The 16,264-nt window shown below is 29.7% G+C and carries 15 protein-coding genes and 3 tRNA genes; 15 read left to right on the forward strand and 3 right to left on the reverse strand.

The window, feature by feature from the left end; genetic code table 11:
- Nucleotides 1–27: 27 nt before the first annotated feature.
- From argS to Fi14EGH31_RS01410, 5 genes are all read left to right on the forward strand, one after another.
- Nucleotides 28–1,689, forward strand: coding sequence for an arginine--tRNA ligase (argS, locus tag Fi14EGH31_RS01390; RefSeq protein WP_117347581.1), 1,662 nt, complete (start codon nucleotides 28–30; stop codon nucleotides 1,687–1,689).
- Between the two features lie 12 nt (nucleotides 1,690–1,701).
- Complete coding sequence (gene rpoE / locus Fi14EGH31_RS01395) at nucleotides 1,702–2,034, forward strand: DNA-directed RNA polymerase subunit delta (protein WP_107030207.1); 333 nt, start codon at nucleotides 1,702–1,704, stop codon at nucleotides 2,032–2,034.
- A 77-nt stretch (nucleotides 2,035–2,111) separates the two neighbouring features.
- On the forward strand, nucleotides 2,112–2,858 hold the full coding sequence (locus tag Fi14EGH31_RS01400; protein WP_117574713.1) for a DeoR/GlpR family DNA-binding transcription regulator: 747 nt from the start codon (nucleotides 2,112–2,114) through the stop codon (nucleotides 2,856–2,858).
- 98 nt (nucleotides 2,859–2,956) lie between these two features.
- Nucleotides 2,957–3,619 (forward strand): DUF5680 domain-containing protein, encoded by a 663-nt coding sequence (locus Fi14EGH31_RS01405; protein WP_118473467.1) that lies wholly within the window; start codon nucleotides 2,957–2,959, stop codon nucleotides 3,617–3,619.
- A 76-nt stretch (nucleotides 3,620–3,695) separates the two neighbouring features.
- On the forward strand, nucleotides 3,696–3,839 hold the full coding sequence (locus Fi14EGH31_RS01410) for a hypothetical protein (protein WP_155522455.1): 144 nt from the start codon (nucleotides 3,696–3,698) through the stop codon (nucleotides 3,837–3,839).
- A 15-nt stretch (nucleotides 3,840–3,854) separates the two neighbouring features.
- On the opposite strand, the gene Fi14EGH31_RS01415 is transcribed toward Fi14EGH31_RS01410, so the two are convergent.
- A complete protein-coding gene (locus tag Fi14EGH31_RS01415; protein ID WP_118473466.1) occupies nucleotides 3,855–4,751 on the reverse strand; it encodes a glycyl-radical enzyme activating protein in 897 nt (298 codons plus the stop codon).
- A gap of 163 nt (nucleotides 4,752–4,914) precedes the next feature.
- On the opposite strand from Fi14EGH31_RS01415, the gene Fi14EGH31_RS01420 reads away from it, so the two are divergent.
- The 3 genes from Fi14EGH31_RS01420 (at nucleotide 4,915) to Fi14EGH31_RS01430 (ending at nucleotide 8,460) form a co-directional block, all read left to right on the forward strand.
- Entirely contained in the window at nucleotides 4,915–7,326 is a 2,412-nt protein-coding gene (locus Fi14EGH31_RS01420) for a glycyl radical protein (RefSeq protein WP_200765064.1), read from the forward strand.
- Nucleotides 7,327–7,337: 11 nt separating this feature from the next.
- Nucleotides 7,338–8,018: a fructose-6-phosphate aldolase gene (locus tag Fi14EGH31_RS01425; protein ID WP_117346301.1), complete on the forward strand. Its 681-nt coding sequence runs from the start codon at nucleotides 7,338–7,340 to the stop codon at nucleotides 8,016–8,018.
- Nucleotides 8,019–8,118: 100 nt separating this feature from the next.
- Nucleotides 8,119–8,460: a hypothetical protein gene (locus Fi14EGH31_RS01430; protein ID WP_200765065.1), complete on the forward strand. Its 342-nt coding sequence runs from the start codon at nucleotides 8,119–8,121 to the stop codon at nucleotides 8,458–8,460.
- A gap of 25 nt (nucleotides 8,461–8,485) precedes the next feature.
- On the opposite strand, the gene map is transcribed toward Fi14EGH31_RS01430, so the two are convergent.
- Nucleotides 8,486–9,343, reverse strand: a complete 858-nt coding sequence (gene map / locus Fi14EGH31_RS01435; RefSeq protein ID WP_022000875.1) for a type I methionyl aminopeptidase — start codon at nucleotides 9,341–9,343, stop codon at nucleotides 8,486–8,488.
- A gap of 88 nt (nucleotides 9,344–9,431) precedes the next feature.
- On the opposite strand from map, the gene Fi14EGH31_RS01440 reads away from it, so the two are divergent.
- The 7 genes from Fi14EGH31_RS01440 (at nucleotide 9,432) to Fi14EGH31_RS01470 (ending at nucleotide 13,082) form a co-directional block, all read left to right on the forward strand.
- Nucleotides 9,432–9,983, forward strand: a complete 552-nt coding sequence (locus Fi14EGH31_RS01440) for an NUDIX hydrolase (protein ID WP_022000874.1) — start codon at nucleotides 9,432–9,434, stop codon at nucleotides 9,981–9,983.
- A gap of 144 nt (nucleotides 9,984–10,127) precedes the next feature.
- Nucleotides 10,128–10,841: a LytR/AlgR family response regulator transcription factor gene (locus Fi14EGH31_RS01445; RefSeq protein WP_200765066.1), complete on the forward strand. Its 714-nt coding sequence runs from the start codon at nucleotides 10,128–10,130 to the stop codon at nucleotides 10,839–10,841.
- A 55-nt stretch (nucleotides 10,842–10,896) separates the two neighbouring features.
- Nucleotides 10,897–11,586 carry an N-acetylmuramoyl-L-alanine amidase family protein gene (locus tag Fi14EGH31_RS01450; protein WP_107030484.1) on the forward strand — a complete coding sequence of 230 codons (690 nt, stop codon included), beginning with the start codon at nucleotides 10,897–10,899 and terminating at the stop codon, nucleotides 11,584–11,586.
- Between the two features lie 116 nt (nucleotides 11,587–11,702).
- Nucleotides 11,703–11,779, forward strand: a tRNA-Ile gene (locus tag Fi14EGH31_RS01455).
- 25 nt (nucleotides 11,780–11,804) lie between these two features.
- Nucleotides 11,805–11,881: transfer RNA gene (locus Fi14EGH31_RS01460), tRNA-Ile, on the forward strand.
- A 40-nt stretch (nucleotides 11,882–11,921) separates the two neighbouring features.
- Nucleotides 11,922–11,997 (forward strand) — tRNA-Ala (locus Fi14EGH31_RS01465).
- A gap of 80 nt (nucleotides 11,998–12,077) precedes the next feature.
- Entirely contained in the window at nucleotides 12,078–13,082 is a 1,005-nt protein-coding gene (locus tag Fi14EGH31_RS01470) for a PTS transporter subunit IIC (protein WP_117574723.1), read from the forward strand.
- Between the two features lie 12 nt (nucleotides 13,083–13,094).
- Here the strand turns inward: Fi14EGH31_RS01470 and Fi14EGH31_RS01475 are convergent, their stop codons facing one another.
- The gene (locus tag Fi14EGH31_RS01475) at nucleotides 13,095–16,262 is read right to left on the reverse strand and encodes a DEAD/DEAH box helicase (protein ID WP_200765067.1); all 3,168 of its coding nucleotides are present in this window, start codon (nucleotides 16,260–16,262) and stop codon (nucleotides 13,095–13,097) included.
- Nucleotides 16,263–16,264: the final 2 nt, after the last annotated feature.

Below are 16,264 nucleotides of genomic sequence, written 5' to 3' on the forward strand. Positions count from 1 at the left end.
TAAATATCTTTTTTAAGGAGGTAAAAAATGGCTGTAAATAAAATTGAAATTGCGTTGAAAGAAGCACTAAAAAAAGCAATGGTTAAATGCAATTTTGTAGAAGATTATGAAATAAATCAAATCACAATAGAAATACCAAAAGAAAAAAGTCATGGTGATTATTCAACAAATATCGCTATGCAACTTACAAGATTACTTAGAAAGAATCCAAGAATGATTGCAGAACAATTAATCGAAGCAATTGATAAAGAGGAAGCAAATATTGATTCTATTGAAATTGCTGGTCCAGGATTCATCAATATGTTTATGAAAAAAGATGCTTTAACTTCTATTATTAAAGAAGTATTAGCAGAAAAAGATGATTATGGAAAAAGTGATGCAGGAAAAGGAATTAAATATAATGTTGAATTCGTTTCTGCCAATCCAACAGGAGATTTACATTTAGGACATGCTAAAGGGGCAGCAGTAGGAGATAGTATTTGTCGTATTATGTCAGCTGCAGGATATGATGTTACAAGAGAATATTATATTAATGATGCAGGAAATCAAATTTATAATTTAGCTTTATCTTTATATGCAAGATATAGAGAAGCTTTTGGTTTAGATTTTGAATTACCTGAAGATGGATATCATGGTCAAGATATTAAAGATATCGCTGTTAAAATCAAAGAAGAAGTTGGCGATAAATATTTAAATGCAGATCATGATGAAATGATTGCTTTCTTTAGAAAGGAAGGAACTAAATTTGAATTACAAAAAATTAAAGATATTTTAGCGGAATTTAGAGTTCATCATGATGTTTGGTTCTCTGAAACTTCTTTATATGAAGAAAATAAAGTAGTTCCTACAATTGAAAAATTGAAAGAAAAAGGATTTACTTATGAACAAGATGGGGCTTTATGGTTTAAATCAACTGAATTTGGAGATGATAAAGACCGTGTCTTAATTAAATCTGATGGAAGTTATACTTATTTAACTCCTGATATTGCTTATCATTTAAATAAATTAGATAGAGGTTATGAATATTTAGTAGATTTATTAGGAGCAGATCATCATGGTTATATCAATCGTATGAAAGCTGCAATTCAAGCTTTAGGTTATAATAGTGATCAATTAAATATTGATATTCTACAAATGGTAAGAATGATGGAAAATGGTGAAGTTGTTAAAATGTCTAAACGTACAGGAAATGCAATCACTATTAAAGATTTAATTGATGATATTGGTGTTGATGCAACTCGTTATTTCTTTGCCGCTAAAGCAGCCAATACACCTTATGATTTTGATTTAACATTAGCTAAATCTAAATCAAATGACAATCCTGTTTATTATGCACAATATGCTCATGCAAGAATGTGTTCGATTTTAAGACAAGCTAAAGAAAATGATATTACAATTGCAGATCATTTTGAATTACTTGTAAATGATAAAGAAATGGCTTTATTAAAACATATTAATGAATTTAGAAATGAAATTGCGGATAGTGCAAAATCAAGAAGTCCACATAAAATCGCAAATTATATTCAAAGACTTGCACAATTATTCCATAGTTTCTATAATGATTGTTATGTAATAGATAAAGAAAATATTGAATTATCAATGCAACGTTTAGCTTTAGTAGAAGCAACACGTATTACATTAAAAAATGCATTAAACTTAATTGGTGTTGAAGCACCTGAAAAAATGTAAGGAGAGATAAAGATGGATAAAAATAGATCAATGGTTGATGTCGCTTATGAATTAATGTCTAAAAAGAAAAAAGCAGTTAATTTCTATAAATTATGGCAAGAAGTAAGTGAAGTAAAAGGTTTTGATGAAGAAGAAAAAGATGAAAAAGAATCTTTATTCTATACAAACATTACTTTAGATGGACGTTTCATTACAATTGGTGAAAACAACTGGGATTTACGTTCTCGTCATAAATTTGATGAAGTACACATCGATATGAATGACATCTATACTGATGAAGATGAAGAATCTGAAGAAGTAGAAGACGATGTAGATAGTACAATCGAAGATGATTATAATAACTAAGAGGCAAGGCCTCTTTTTTAATAAAATCCTTGCTTTCAAATAAAAGTAGATGTTCTTATTAATGAAAGGATTATTTTATGAATAAACGACAAACAAAGATTTTAGAATTACTCACACAAAATAAAAAAATAGAAGTTACAAAACTTTCTGAATTACTAGGAGTTTCACAAGTTACAATTCGTAAAGATTTAGATGCTCTTTCAGAAAGTGGTATGTTAATTAGAGAACATGGATATGCTACTCTTAATAAAAGTGATGATATGAATATTCGTCTTGCTTATCATTATGAACAAAAACAACAAGTAGCTAAAAAAGCAGTAGAATCGATTCAACATGGTGAAACAATTATGATTGAATCAGGTTCATGTTGTGCTCTAGTAGCTTTAGAAATTGCAAAGACAAAAAAAGATGTCACACTGATTACCAATTCTGCATTTATTGCAGATTATATTCGTAAACATACATCTATTAAAATTATTTTATTAGGTGGAGAATATCAACATGAATCTCAAGTGATGGTAGGACCAATGATGAGAAAATGTGCAGAAGCATTTTTTGTGGATAAACTCTTTATTGGAACAGATGGTTTTAGTATTGATACAGGATTTACAGGAAATGATTATATGCGTTGTGAAGCTGTTAAAGATATGGCAAGACAAGCAAGTCATGTTATTATTGTTACTGAATCAAATAAGTTTCATCAAAAAGGAGTTTCTAATTTAATTGATTTACATCAAGTATCATGTATTTATACGGATCAAGGAATTCCTCAAGAAGTTGAAGAATATTTTAAAGAAAAACATATACAAGTTGAAAAAGTTTGATCCTAAGGTTTCCTTAGGATTTTTGTAGCAAAAATGTAAAGGAAGGTTGCTGGTGATAAGAAGTAAGAATGTTATAATTTTTCTAGGAGGTGACAATAATGCTTAATGAAAAGATAGTGTATTATAGAAAGAAAAACATGCTTACGCAAGAAGAACTAGCATATCAATTAAATGTTTCAAGACAAACAGTTACAAAATGGGAAACGGGAACTATTTATCCTAATATTGAGTATTTAACAAAACTTTCAAATCTTTTTGGTGTTTCAATAGATTATTTAGTTAAAGAAGATGATTGTTTAACATTAGAAACTCATAAAATTGAAATAAGTGAACTTGCATGCTTTCTTGTAAAAGCCAAAAAGGCAACGTATGCAAATAAAACAAATAAAGTCAATTCTTCAAGAAAAGAGTCTCATGATTATTCATATCAAGAGAATAATTATACTTATTTAGATTCTTTCTTTGGTGCGGAAAATTTTAGTGGACAAGAAATTGTTTATAAAGATGAAAAACCATGTTGGTCTATGAATTACTATGGAAGGGTTATAGAGGAAAACTTTAATGGTGATTTTTTAAAAGAAGCTTTATTACAAGTTGATGAAGAATTGCCTTTTAGAGGTCCTTTATTTTATCAAAAAGGGGAGTATCTTTACTTGTTGCGTATTCAAGGAAAAATTGATTTTTTTCAGGGTGTTGAAGAAATATATTATCAAACATATAAAGTTTATGAAGGATTTATACAAGGCGGAATTGTGAAATAAATAATGACAAATATTTTAAATAAATTTTAATATACTCTTAATGAAGAATGATTATTTCTAAAACAGGAGAGAGTATATGAAAAATTTAGAAAGAAAAGATATTTTAAATGTGAAAAAGCATACTAAAAATAAAAGTGTTTTTAATAATTCACAGCTTGTATTAAATATTTTATATGATACAAGTATTAAGTATAAAAATAATAAAAGCTATCCTCGTTGATAGCTTTTTAAATACTTAAAAGAAACAATCAATACCTTTATCTAAAAAGATTTGTTGGTAATCTTTCAAGTCTTCTTCATGATATGCTTGATAAGTTTTTAAAGTATATTCTTTATTTAATAAGTCATATTTCTTTTCACCAAATTGATGAAAAGGAAGAAGTTGTACTTTTTGAATGTTTGATACTTTTAATAATTCACTTATTCCTTGAGCGTCTTCTAAAGAATTATTAAAATCAGGAATAACAGGAATGCGTGGTAAAACATTAAGTTGATGTTGAATAGCCCATTGAAGATTTTCAACAATTAAATCATTATAAACACCTGTTCCTTCAAAATGTTGAAGTCGATCATAATGTTTTACATCAAAGAGTAAAAGATCAAATAAAGGGGCTAGTTTTTGAAATGTTTCTTGTTGAATATATCCCGTTGTTTCAATGGCGACATGGAGATTTTTTTCTTTAAGAGATAAAACAAGCTTTTCTAGAAATTCAGGTTGTGCCATACCTTCACCCCCAGAGATAGTTACACCACCATTAGATTCTTCATAAAAATCAATATCTTGCATGCAGACATCCACAATTTCTTGAATTTCTTTAAAGTCTCCTTCATGACTTAATGCTTTAGTTGGACAATGATTGACACATTGTAGACAGCCAATACATTTATCATGATTAAAGATCATATGGTTTTCTTTTTCGGTAATTGCTTGTTTTGGGCAGTTAAGTAAACATTTTTTACAATGAGCACATTTTTCAAAATCGTAAAGTATTTGTAGTTTATGTAATTGGGATTCAGGATTTGAACACCATTTACATTTTAAAGGACAGCCTTTAAAGAAAACAGTCGTACGAATACCTGGACCATCATGAATACTAAATTTTTGTATATTAAATATTAATCCTTTTTCCATAGTTTTTCTCCTCGCTAATATCCTAACATATCTTTTTATAAGTTTCAAATGAAACTAAAATTGTTTATTTATGAAAATAATATTGACTTATTTTTTGCTTATTATATAATTTAATTGCAAAAGAAAGAATAAAAACTTACGAATGAAAGTTGAGGAAAGAAAAATGAAGAATAGTGAACACTTTGGTGAACTTACATCAAGAATGAATCATTTTAGAGAAGAAGTCTTAGATAAAAAACCATATATTTGTGCAAAAAGAGCACTCCTTGCGACAGAGGCATATAAAGAACATTTAAATGAACCGCCAATTATGAAAAGAGCGTATATGTTAAAAAACATCTTAGAAAAGATGCCTATTTATATTGAAGAAGATACTTTGATTGTAGGAAATCAAGCTTCATCAAATAGAGATGCACCCATCTTTCCAGAGTATACAATGGAATTTGTGATGAATGAACTTGATTTATTTGAAAAAAGAGATGGGGATGTTTTCTATATTACAGAAGAAACAAAAGAAGAATTAAGATCAATTGCACCATTTTGGGAAAATAATAATTTAAGAAGTAAAGGAGGCGCTTTGCTTCCAGATGAAGTGAGTGTTTATATGGAAACAGGTTTCTTTGGAATGGAAGGGAAACTTAATTCTGGAGATGCGCATCTAGCGGTAGATTATCAACAAGTTTTACAAAAAGGTTTAAAAGGATATGAAGAAAGAGTTAAAGATTTAAAAGAAAAACTTGATTTATGTATGCCTGAAAATATTGATAAATATCAATTTTATAAAGCTGTTTTAATTGTCATTGATGCAGTTAAAACATTTGCAAGACGTTACAGTGATCTTGCTTTAGAACTTGCTAGAAGTGCTGATGGAAAACGAAGAGAAGAATTAGAAGAAATTGCACGTATTTGTAAGAAAGTTCCTTATGAAAAAGCAGAAACTTTCTATGAAGCGATTCAATCAACATGGTTTATTCAATTAATTCTACAAATTGAATCGAATGGGCATTCTTTATCTTATGGACGTTTTGATCAATACATTTATCCTTACTATAAACATGATAAAGATCTTCATAATATAACAGAAGAACAAGCTATTGAATTATTAGATAACTTATGGATCAAAACTCTAACAATCAATAAGGTGCGTTCACAAGCCCATACTTTTTCAAGTGCCGGAAGCCCAATGTATCAAAATGTAACCATCGGTGGACAAACACCTGATAAAAAAGATGCAACGAATGAACTTTCATATTTAGTATTAAAATCAGTTGCCCAAACACGTTTACCACAACCAAACTTAACAGTGCGATATCATAAAAATATGCCAAAAGCTTTTTTGGATGAAGCTATTGAAGTTATGAAACTTGGTACAGGAATGCCTGCATTCAATAATGACGAAATCATTATTCCATCATTTATTGAAAAGGGTGTCAAAGAAGAAGATGCATATAACTATTCAGCGATTGGTTGTGTTGAAACAGCAGTTCCTGGTAAATGGGGTTATCGTTGTACAGGGATGTCTTATATGAACTTCCCACGTATTTTATTAATGGCAATGAATGATGGGGTAGATATGACTTCTGGAAAACGATTCTTTGAAGGTAGTGGTTACTTTAAAGATATGACATCTTATGATGAACTCTTTAAAGCGATTGAAAAAGGAATGCGTCATTTGACACGTATGTCAGTGATTGTTGAAAATGCGATTGATTTAGCACTTGAAAGAGATGTTCCTGATGTTTTATGCTCAGCCTTGACAGAAGATTGTATTGGTCGTGGAAAAACAATCAAAGAAGGTGGCGCTGTTTATGATTTTATTTCAGGGTTACAAGTAGGAATTGCGAATATGGCAGATAGTCTTGCAGCTATTAAAAAACTTGTCTTTGAAGAAAGAAAAATCACACCTGAAGAATTATGGAATGCGATTTTAGATGATTATACAAGCAAAGAAAGTCAAAGAATTCAAGAAATGTTGATTAATGATGCACCTAAGTATGGTAATGATATTGATGAAGTCGATCAATTAGTAGTTGATGTTTATAATATTTATATTGATGAAATGAAAAAATATCCAAATACTCGTTATGGAAGAGGTCCAATCGGTGGGATTCGTTATGCTGGTACTTCAAGTATTTCTGCCAACGTTGGACAAGGTTATGGCACAATGGCTACTCCAGATGGAAGAAAAGCACATACACCTCTTGCTGAGGGATGTTCACCAGCTCATGCGATGGATAAAAAAGGACCAACTGCTGTGTTTAAATCTGTTTCTAAATTACCAACACATGAAATTACGGGTGGTGTTTTATTAAATCAAAAGGTAACACCTCAGTTATTATCGAAAGAAGAAAATAAAGAAAAGATTGAAATGTTGATTAAAACCTTCTTCAATCGATTAAAAGGTTATCATGTTCAATACAATGTTGTTTCTAAAGAAACATTATTAGATGCCCAAGCACATCCTGAAAAGCATAAAGATTTAATTGTTCGTGTTGCTGGCTATTCCGCATTCTTTAATGTGTTATCAAAAGCAACACAAGATGATATTATTGGAAGAACTGAACAAACATTATAGGAGAAAAGAAAATGGAATTTATAATTGATACAGTAAACTTAGAAGATATAAAAGAAGCAGTAGAATATATGCCAATTGTAGGAGTAACAAGTAATCCTTCAATCGTAAAGAAAACAAGTCCAAAAGACTTCTTTCAACATATGAAAGAAGTAAGAAAAATCATTGGAAAAGAAAGAAGTCTTCATATTCAAGTGATTTCTAAGGAATGTGATGAAATCGTTAAAGAAGCCCATCGTATTATTGAAGAAATTGATGATCAAGTTTATATCAAAGTGCCTGTTTCTTATGAAGGAGTCAAAGCTATTAAACAATTAAAGGCAGAAGGAATAAATGTAACAGCGACAGCTGTCTATGATTTGATGCAAGCCTATATGGCCTTGGCAGCAGGAGCAGACTATATTGCACCTTATGTCAATAGAATAGGGAACCTAGGAAATGATCCAATGGAACTGATCAATGAATTATCTAATAGAATCGTACAAGATGGTTATGATTGTAAGATATTAGCAGCAAGCTTTAAAGGGGTACAACAAGTAAGAGATGCCTTCAATTATGGAAGTCAAGCAATCACAGCGCCAGTAGAAGTCTTAAAACAAATCTTTGCGAATCCAAGTATTGAAAAAGCAGTGAATGATTTCAATAGTGATTGGTATGATGTTTATGGAGAAGGTAAAGGAATTTGTGATTTATAAGAGAAAACTGTAGTTCGTGAGGACTACAGTTTTTGGACTATCTGTCTAATGAAATAACAAAAATGAGATGTTAAAATAACCCTGGAAAGGGGTTGTTAAAGTGAGTTGTCATCGTATTGGTCTAGGAATGAATTCAGTTGTTGAAAAATCAATTGAAATGTTTGAAAATGAAGAAATAAGCTTAAATGCTTGTAAGAAAATTATTGTTGCCTGTAGAAATGGTGTTTATTGGTGTGATGGGAATGAAGATGAAGCTATTGCCTGTATTATTGATTGTTATTGTGGCAATTGTTTAAGAAAGATTCATCAAGAGCATCGGATTCGTGTTGATAGAAATCGGTATGATGTTGTGACTCATTATTTATGTGAGGATTGTTATCAACATCTTGTTTATGAAGAAAGTATATTAAAAAAGCACGTATATGTTGAAAAAACGGCATAATAAAAAAGTCAGATTTTCTGACTTTTTATTTTGAAATAATTTCCACACCATCTTCTGTAACAAGGAAAGTATGTTCCCATTGAGCAGAAAGTTTTCCATCATCTGTATAAACTGTCCAATCATCATTATAATTTAAGTGAACATGTCTTGTTCCTTGATTAAGCATTGGTTCAATTGTAAAAACCATTCCTGGAACAATCAAAACAGTATCTTCTTTTGTTTTAAAATGGAAAACATAAGGATCTTCATGCATGGTCATTCCAATACCATGACCACAGAATTCTTCAACGACGCTATAGCCATTAATATGTGCATATCTTTGAATTGCTTTACCGATATCTCCAATATGACTTTTCCATGGCTTGATAGCTTTCATCCCTTCATACATCGCTTCTTTTGTGATTTTAACAAGTTTTTTAGCTTCATCTGAAACGTTTCCCATCATGAACATACGTGAAGCATCAGCATAGTAACCATTTAATTCACTTGTAGCGTCAACGTTAATAATATCCCCATCTTTTAAAATAACATCAGAAGAAGGAATTCCATGACAAACGACATCATTAATAGATGTACAAATACTTTTAGGATAGCCTTCATAATTTAAATCAGCAGAATGTGCATTGTGTTCCTTTAAATATTCTCTTGTAAGTACATCGATATCTTCAGTCGACATACCAATTTTTATATTCTTTTCGATATGATCTAATAACCCATTATTTACAACAGCTGCTTTTTTGATTCCTTCAATTTGTTGTTGATTTTTAATCATTGATTTTGGAGGTGTCATCACTCCTCTTTTTTTGTAATAATTAATTTTTTTGTCAAATTCGCGGTGACAAACTTCATAGTCCAAGCCACTTCCGCACCAACATTTATTCATTTGTTCTACCTCTTTTCGTATCTATTTTAAACATCTCGTTTTATAATGTAAAGAAAGATGATAATATGATTTTAATGGAGATGATAAAATGGAAATTTTAGATATATGCGATGAATTAGGAAATCCAACAGGAAAGACAGTAGAAAGAAAAATTGCACATCAACAAGGAATCTTACATCGTACAGCTCATGTTTGGATCTTAAGAAAAAAAGAAAATAAAATACAAATATTATTACAAAAAAGAAGTGAACAAAAAGATTCGTTTCCTGGCTGTTATGATATTTCAAGTGCAGGACATATTCCTGCAGGGGATAACTATGGCCAATCGGCGGTAAGAGAGTTGAAAGAGGAATTAGGAATTGTTGTAAGGGAAAGTGAATTGATTGATTGTGGAAATCGTAGATTTCATTTTGAAGAAATTTTTCATGGTCGTTTATTTAAAGATAATCAAGTAAGTAAAATATTTGTTTTATGGAAAGATTTAGAAGAAAAAGATTTTGTTTTTGTTGATCATGAAGTAAGTGAAGTTAAATGGTTGGATTTTGAAAAATGTTATCAAGATGTTAAAGAAAATAAAATAAATCATTGTATTTATATTGAAGAACTAGACATAGTAAAAAAATATCTTCGTGTTCAATAATGATCCTTTTTAAGTCTATATAAATTCCTTCTAAGGCGTTTTTTGGAAAAAACATAAAGAATATAAAAATAAAAAAAGATGCGGGGGGGTAAAATATGCTATAATTTATAGTGAATAAAATATGTGTAGTAAGGGTGTGTGAATATGTATTTTACGATTATGGATGATGATCGAGCGTTTGGCGAAACTTTAAAAAATAAATTAGAAAGTGAATACCATGCTGTTGTAGATGTTTATCATGGAATGATTGATCTAGATCAGATAAAACATGTACCCGATATTTTATTTTTAGATGTGATATTTGAAAATGGGACAGGTGTGGATTATGCGAAAAAGTACAAAGAAAAGTTTGATTCACAAATTGTTTTTGTTTCAAGTAAAAGTAGTTTGATTTTTAAAACCCAAGGATTAAAGGCGTTATGCTTTATTATAAAGAGTCATCTTGATAATGACTTTAAAGTCTTTAAACAACTTTACGATGAAGAATGTAAAAATGAAATGAAATTGATTTTTGAACTGAATAAGGGAATGAATAAAAATCAAATGGCATATATAACATTAATGAGTGATGATATTATCTATGCAGAATGTTATGCTCATGAATTGATTATCCATACATATGAACATGAATATGCTGTTAAAATGACTTTGAAGAAATTTATGGAACAAGTAAAACAAGCACATTGTTTTATTCAAATACATAGAAGTTATGCAATTAATATGAAATATATTTATCGTATAGATAAAAATCATATTAATATGGTTGATGAAGAAAGTAAGAATGAATTAGAAATTGGTAGAAAATATAAAAAAGAAGTTAATGAGGCCTTTAGAAACTACTTGATGGATAAATTTTAGATATCATGAAAAATCATGATATCTTTTTTTTGACATATAATACAACGGTGATGTTATGAAAAGAATTTTTCTTATAATGATTGCTTTTGGTGTATGTTTCTTTGAGATTCCTGTAGATGCTTATGAAAAATCTTTAAAAAATGTAAAAGTGGTGATTGATGCAGGACATGGTGGTTTTGATAATGGAGCTATTGAATATGGTTATTATGAAGATAATATTAATTTAGAAATTGCTTTGAAAATGAAAGATGAATTAGAAAAAAGTGGAGCTAAAGTCTATTTAACAAGAGATGGTGATTATGATATGACGAAAAGAAATCATCATTATTCTAAACAAGATGATATGTATTTAAGAGTCAAGAAGATAGATAGCTATAAATGTGATTATTTATTAAGTATTCACCAAAATGCTTCTGGTAATAGAAGTGCATGGGGTTCACAAGTTTTTTATTATTATAGAAGCAAACAAGGAAAAGCATTAGCTTTTGATATTGATCAAAGTTTAAAACAGTTAACAAATAGCAGAAAACCAATTAGTGGATGTGGTTTTAGAGTTTTAAGAGCTACTAAGACATTAGGAGTTCTAATTGAGTGTGGTTTTTTATCAAATTATAATGAATGTGGGCAACTAAGAAGCAAAAATTATCAAAAAAAACTATGTCAAAAGGTGAAAGAAGGACTCATTAAATATCATTTAAGAATAATGACTCAAAAAAAGAAAAAAACAGCAAAAATTTTACAATAAAAAAGCGTTGATTTTATCAATGTATTTTTATTTTTTTAAAAAAATGTAAAAAAATACACGAAAAACTGTTGACGTATTCTTATATGCATGGTATATTATATGGGCAGTTGATTGATGGGCCTGTAGCTCAGTTGGTTAGAGCGCACCCCTGATAAGGGTGAGGTCGATGGTTCAAATCCATTCAGGCCCACCATTAATTAATTGTTTTATATAGATGTGGGCCTGTAGCTCAGTTGGTTAGAGCGCACCCCTGATAAGGGTGAGGTCGATGGTTCAAATCCATTCAGGCCCACCATTTTAACAAATGAAATGGTGGAAAAAATAAATATTAAATTGGGGCCATAGCTCAGCTGGGAGAGCACCTGCCTTGCACGCAGGGGGTCAGCGGTTCGATCCCGCTTGGCTCCACCAATAAATAAACTAACTGCTTCGGCAGTTTTTTTATTGTAAAAAAATAAATATACTCTATAATCCAATTGAGGGGGTAAAATATGGCACAAAGTAGAGGAAAAGGAAATTATGTAATCAATACTTTTAATGGAATGGCTTATGGCTTTTTTGCAAGTTTGATTATTGGAACAATATTAAAACAATTAGGAACATTAGTTCATGTTGAACAACTTGTAACCTGGGGGACAGTAGCAGGTTATTTAATGGGACCGGCCATTGGAGTTGGTATGGGCTATGCAATTGATGCAAAAGGACTTAATTTGATTTCTGCGGTTATTGCAGGAGCAATAGGAGCTGGAACGTTTAATAATGGTGTTCAAGCGGGTAATCCAATTTCAGCTTATGTAGCAGTTTTAGCGGCTATTGAGGTAACAAGACTTATTCAAGGGAAAACACCGATTGATATTTTACTTGTTCCTTTTGTTTCTATCTGTATAGCAGGTTTGGTAACACAATTTGTAGGACCTTATCTTACACAAATGATTACTTGGATTGGAAGTGTTATTAATGATGGGGTTTCTTTACAACCTTTATTTATGTCAATTGTTGTAGGGGTGTTAATGGGAATGGCATTAACGGCACCGATTTCTTCAGCTGCTATTGGTATTATGTTAGGACTTGATGGTTTAGCGGCAGGGGCAGCACTTGCAGGGTGTTGCGCACAAATGATTGGTTTTGCGATGATGTCTATTGAAGACAATGATATTGGTGATGTTATTGCTATTGGAATTGGAACAAGTATGTTACAGTTTAAAAATATTATTAGAAGACCGGTTATTTGGTTACCTACAATTTTAACAACGATTATTACAGCACCTATTTCAACGGTCTTACTTCATATTCGTTGCAGTGCAATTGGCTCAGGAATGGGAACAGCAGGACTTGTAGGCTTATTGGATGCGATTCAAGTAATGGGAAATCAGTATTGGATACCACTTATTTTGATAGATGTGATTGCTCCAGCAATTTTAACATTTAGTTTTTACAAAGCTTTTAGAAAATTGAATTACATAAGAAAAGGAGATTTAAAGATTGAACGTCTTTGATCTCCTTTTTCTTTATTTAAATAAATCAATAATATCTGCAGTAGACATTTGGGTAATAGAACCATTATTGTTTTCAATAAACATATTCGATAAATCTTGTTTTTGTTCTTGAAGTTTTTGAATCTTTTCTTCAATTGAATTTTTCATAATCAATTTATAAACTTGAACATTATTTGTTTGTCCAATACGATAAGCTCTATCTGTTGCTTGATTTTGTGCAGACATATTCCACCATGGATCATAGTGAATAACGGTAGAAGCACTTGTTAAGTTAAGACCAGTACCACCTGCTTTTAAACTGATTAAAAAGACAGTTGTTTGATCGTTTTGGAAGGCATTAACAAGTTGATGCCTTTTGATTTTTGTTGTTGAACCAGTTAAAACATAATAAGAAATATCTTTTTTACGTAATTCAGCTTCGATTAAATCTAATGATTTAGTAAAAGAAGAGAATAGTAAGACTTTTTGATTATTTTCTTTTGCTGTTTCAATAATATCCATACAAGCTTTAAGTTTAGAACTTGGCTCAATGATATCTTTATATAAAATACGTTGATCACAACATAATTGACGAAGCCTTGTCATCATTGCAAGAATTTGGATCTTATCGATATGATTTACCTGAATAGCACTTTGTAATTCACTATTAATTGTTGATAAGTTAGCAAGATATACTTTTTCTTCCTCTGGTGTAAAAGGAATAATGACATTGTTTTCAATCTTGTCTGGTAATTCTGTTAAAACCTCTTTCTTTGTTCTCCTTAAAATAAATGGTTCAACTAATTGCTTAAGTTTTGCTTGTTTTTGTTGGTCTTCATTTTTTATGATTGGTATTTCGTAAGTTTCTTTGAAATGATGATAATTATATAAATATTGAGGCATCAAGAAATCAAAGATTGACCATAATTCTGCTAAACTATTTTCAATTGGAGTACCTGTTAAAGCAAAACGATATTTACCATTAATTAATTTAACAGTTTGAGCATTCTTTGTACTTTGATTTTTGATATATTGAGCTTCATCTAAAATAAAATAATAGAATTGATAATCTTTATATAATTCATAATCTCTACGAATATAATCATATGAAGTAATAACAATATCATATTCTGGAATGCTTTCAATTAATTTCTTTCTTTGAGCAATATTTCCAGTAATACAAACTGTTTTTAATTTCTTTGAGAATTTTTTGATTTCATCTTGCCAGTTATAAATCAAGGTTGCAGGAGCAACAACGAGACTGACATGATTTTCACCGATACCATCTTCAATCAATGTCATGACTTGTAATGTTTTACCAAGCCCCATATCATCAGCTAAGATACCACCGAAGCCATATTCTGACATTGTTTTTAACCATTTAAATCCTTGAACTTGATAGTCTCTTAAAATCTTAGAATAATTTTGTGGAACTTGAATATCTTCAGGATCTTTTTCTTCAATATGAGAAATCAAGTCTTGGAAATGTTGATCTCTGTTGAAATGTAATGATGAACTGTTCATAAAGTTTTCTAAATAAAGTGAATGATATTTATCAACTTCAACTTCACCATCTTTTAAATCGTTATATTCAATATTTAAATCATTAAATAATAAATCTAAATCTTTGATACTATCATCATCTAAATTAATAAATTCCCCATTTTTTAAACGATGATAATTCTTTTTGTGTTGAAAAGCATATAAAATATCTTTAATTTCTTCTTTATCAACGTTGATACTATTAATATCGATTTTTAATAAATCATTTTGTAAACGAACACCGATATTTAATTTCATATTTTTAGGTTTATTCATTTGTTTGATTTCTTCACTAATATAAATTTCACAATCATTATTAAGTGAAGGTAAAACACGAGTAATGAAATCATAAATATCTTCTTCATTATAAAGATAATACATTTGTGTGATTTCATCATATTCTAGGTATTTTTGTAGTGTTTGAATAACACCATCTAATTTTAATGGAAGTACTAGATCTTTAGGGTTTTCTAAGATTGTATTTCCTTGATCATCTCGATAATCTAATGTAACAGATAATTCGTTGTTGTTATTTAAATCGACATAAATTAATAAAGAAATATCCATAGGTAGATATTCATCGATATCATCTCCTGTAAATTCGACATAAGGAACAACAGAATCAATGATATATTTAGAAAAATGTGGTAATTCGTTATTTGGAATTGTAAGTGAATTATTTTCTAAATGTGTAAGTAAAGGCCTTAGCGCATTGCTACATTCTTTTGAATATCTATTAAGGGTATAGTGATCGAAATAATAGATATATTGATGACCGATGATAGTAATACCATCAGGTTCTTTGTATTTGATGGTTGTATAATCTTCATCTTTTTGGATTTCTAAAATGAAGTTTTGTAAATCGATTGTTGTAAAGTTAATGTTGATATCTAAATTATCATAATGTGTTAGAAAAAAATCATCAATATTATCTGATGTGATTCTAATACTACGATCATCATCTTTTAAATGAAAATATTCTTTAATAAAACGAATTTGTTTTAATGAAGAACTATCAAAGGCTTTAGAGTTATGATCGGTAACTAAAGCATTTCCATATTCAACAATTTCGTTTGCTTTTACATTTTGAATAAAAGTATTTAAGTTTTTAATTGTATAACTTCTATCGCTAGCAATCTTATAAGATAAACTTAATCGATTAAATGTACTTTTTACTTGTGGTATTAAATGAATGTGTTGATTAAGTTGTAATTGATGTAAACGATGTTGATTTTTATATTGTTCAATTAATGAAAAAGTTAAATTAGCTTGTTCTTTTAAATGTGCGGCTTCTTTTTTTGCTTGAAGTGCTTGTAATTGATCAGCGTAATTTCCTTTTTGATTGAAAGAATAAGGTAAATCACTTGCTTCAAGACCGTAAAATTTTAATAAAATAGCACCTATATGTCCACATGCCAGTTCATTAGGCTTACAGTGATTACAATCACAGTTAAATTCGAGGATATGTCCTCCTGTATCAACTTGAATTGTAGCGGTATCAATTTTACCATTAACATTAGTACTTCCTACGATTTGGTAAATTTGACCATCTTTAATAACAGACATGTTAGATATTGTATTATGTTGAAATAAGTTATGAGCTACTTTCCAATTGGGCTCATTAAAATACTTATTAATTTCATCATCTTTAATATACATAA

It is taken from the genome of Faecalibacillus intestinalis (assembly GCF_015097455.1).
Lineage (GTDB): Bacteria > Bacillota_I > Bacilli_A > Erysipelotrichales > Coprobacillaceae > Faecalibacillus > Faecalibacillus intestinalis.

What these genes read in the sequence shown, in the direction of transcription:
- map (WP_022000875.1), bottom strand. Translation starts at nt 9,343, where the DNA reads ATGAATAAATGTTGGTGCGGAAGTGGCTTGGACTATGAAGTTTGTCAC.
- Fi14EGH31_RS01415 (WP_118473466.1), bottom strand. Translation starts at nt 4,751, where the DNA reads ATGGAAAAAGGATTAATATTTAATATACAAAAATTTAGTATTCATGAT.
- rpoE (WP_107030207.1), top strand. Translation starts at nt 1,702, where the DNA reads ATGGATAAAAATAGATCAATGGTTGATGTCGCTTATGAATTAATGTCT.
- Fi14EGH31_RS01450 (WP_107030484.1), top strand. Translation starts at nt 10,897, where the DNA reads ATGAAAAGAATTTTTCTTATAATGATTGCTTTTGGTGTATGTTTCTTT.
- Fi14EGH31_RS01470 (WP_117574723.1), top strand. Translation starts at nt 12,078, where the DNA reads ATGGCACAAAGTAGAGGAAAAGGAAATTATGTAATCAATACTTTTAAT.
- Fi14EGH31_RS01420 (WP_200765064.1), top strand. Translation starts at nt 4,915, where the DNA reads ATGAAGAATAGTGAACACTTTGGTGAACTTACATCAAGAATGAATCAT.
- Fi14EGH31_RS01440 (WP_022000874.1), top strand. Translation starts at nt 9,432, where the DNA reads ATGGAAATTTTAGATATATGCGATGAATTAGGAAATCCAACAGGAAAG.
- Fi14EGH31_RS01400 (WP_117574713.1), top strand. Translation starts at nt 2,112, where the DNA reads ATGAATAAACGACAAACAAAGATTTTAGAATTACTCACACAAAATAAA.
- Fi14EGH31_RS01405 (WP_118473467.1), top strand. Translation starts at nt 2,957, where the DNA reads ATGCTTAATGAAAAGATAGTGTATTATAGAAAGAAAAACATGCTTACG.
- Fi14EGH31_RS01475 (WP_200765067.1), bottom strand. Translation starts at nt 16,262, where the DNA reads ATGTATATTAAAGATGATGAAATTAATAAGTATTTTAATGAGCCCAAT.
- Fi14EGH31_RS01445 (WP_200765066.1), top strand. Translation starts at nt 10,128, where the DNA reads ATGTATTTTACGATTATGGATGATGATCGAGCGTTTGGCGAAACTTTA.
- Fi14EGH31_RS01410 (WP_155522455.1), top strand. Translation starts at nt 3,696, where the DNA reads ATGAAAAATTTAGAAAGAAAAGATATTTTAAATGTGAAAAAGCATACT.
- Fi14EGH31_RS01425 (WP_117346301.1), top strand. Translation starts at nt 7,338, where the DNA reads ATGGAATTTATAATTGATACAGTAAACTTAGAAGATATAAAAGAAGCA.
- argS (WP_117347581.1), top strand. Translation starts at nt 28, where the DNA reads ATGGCTGTAAATAAAATTGAAATTGCGTTGAAAGAAGCACTAAAAAAA.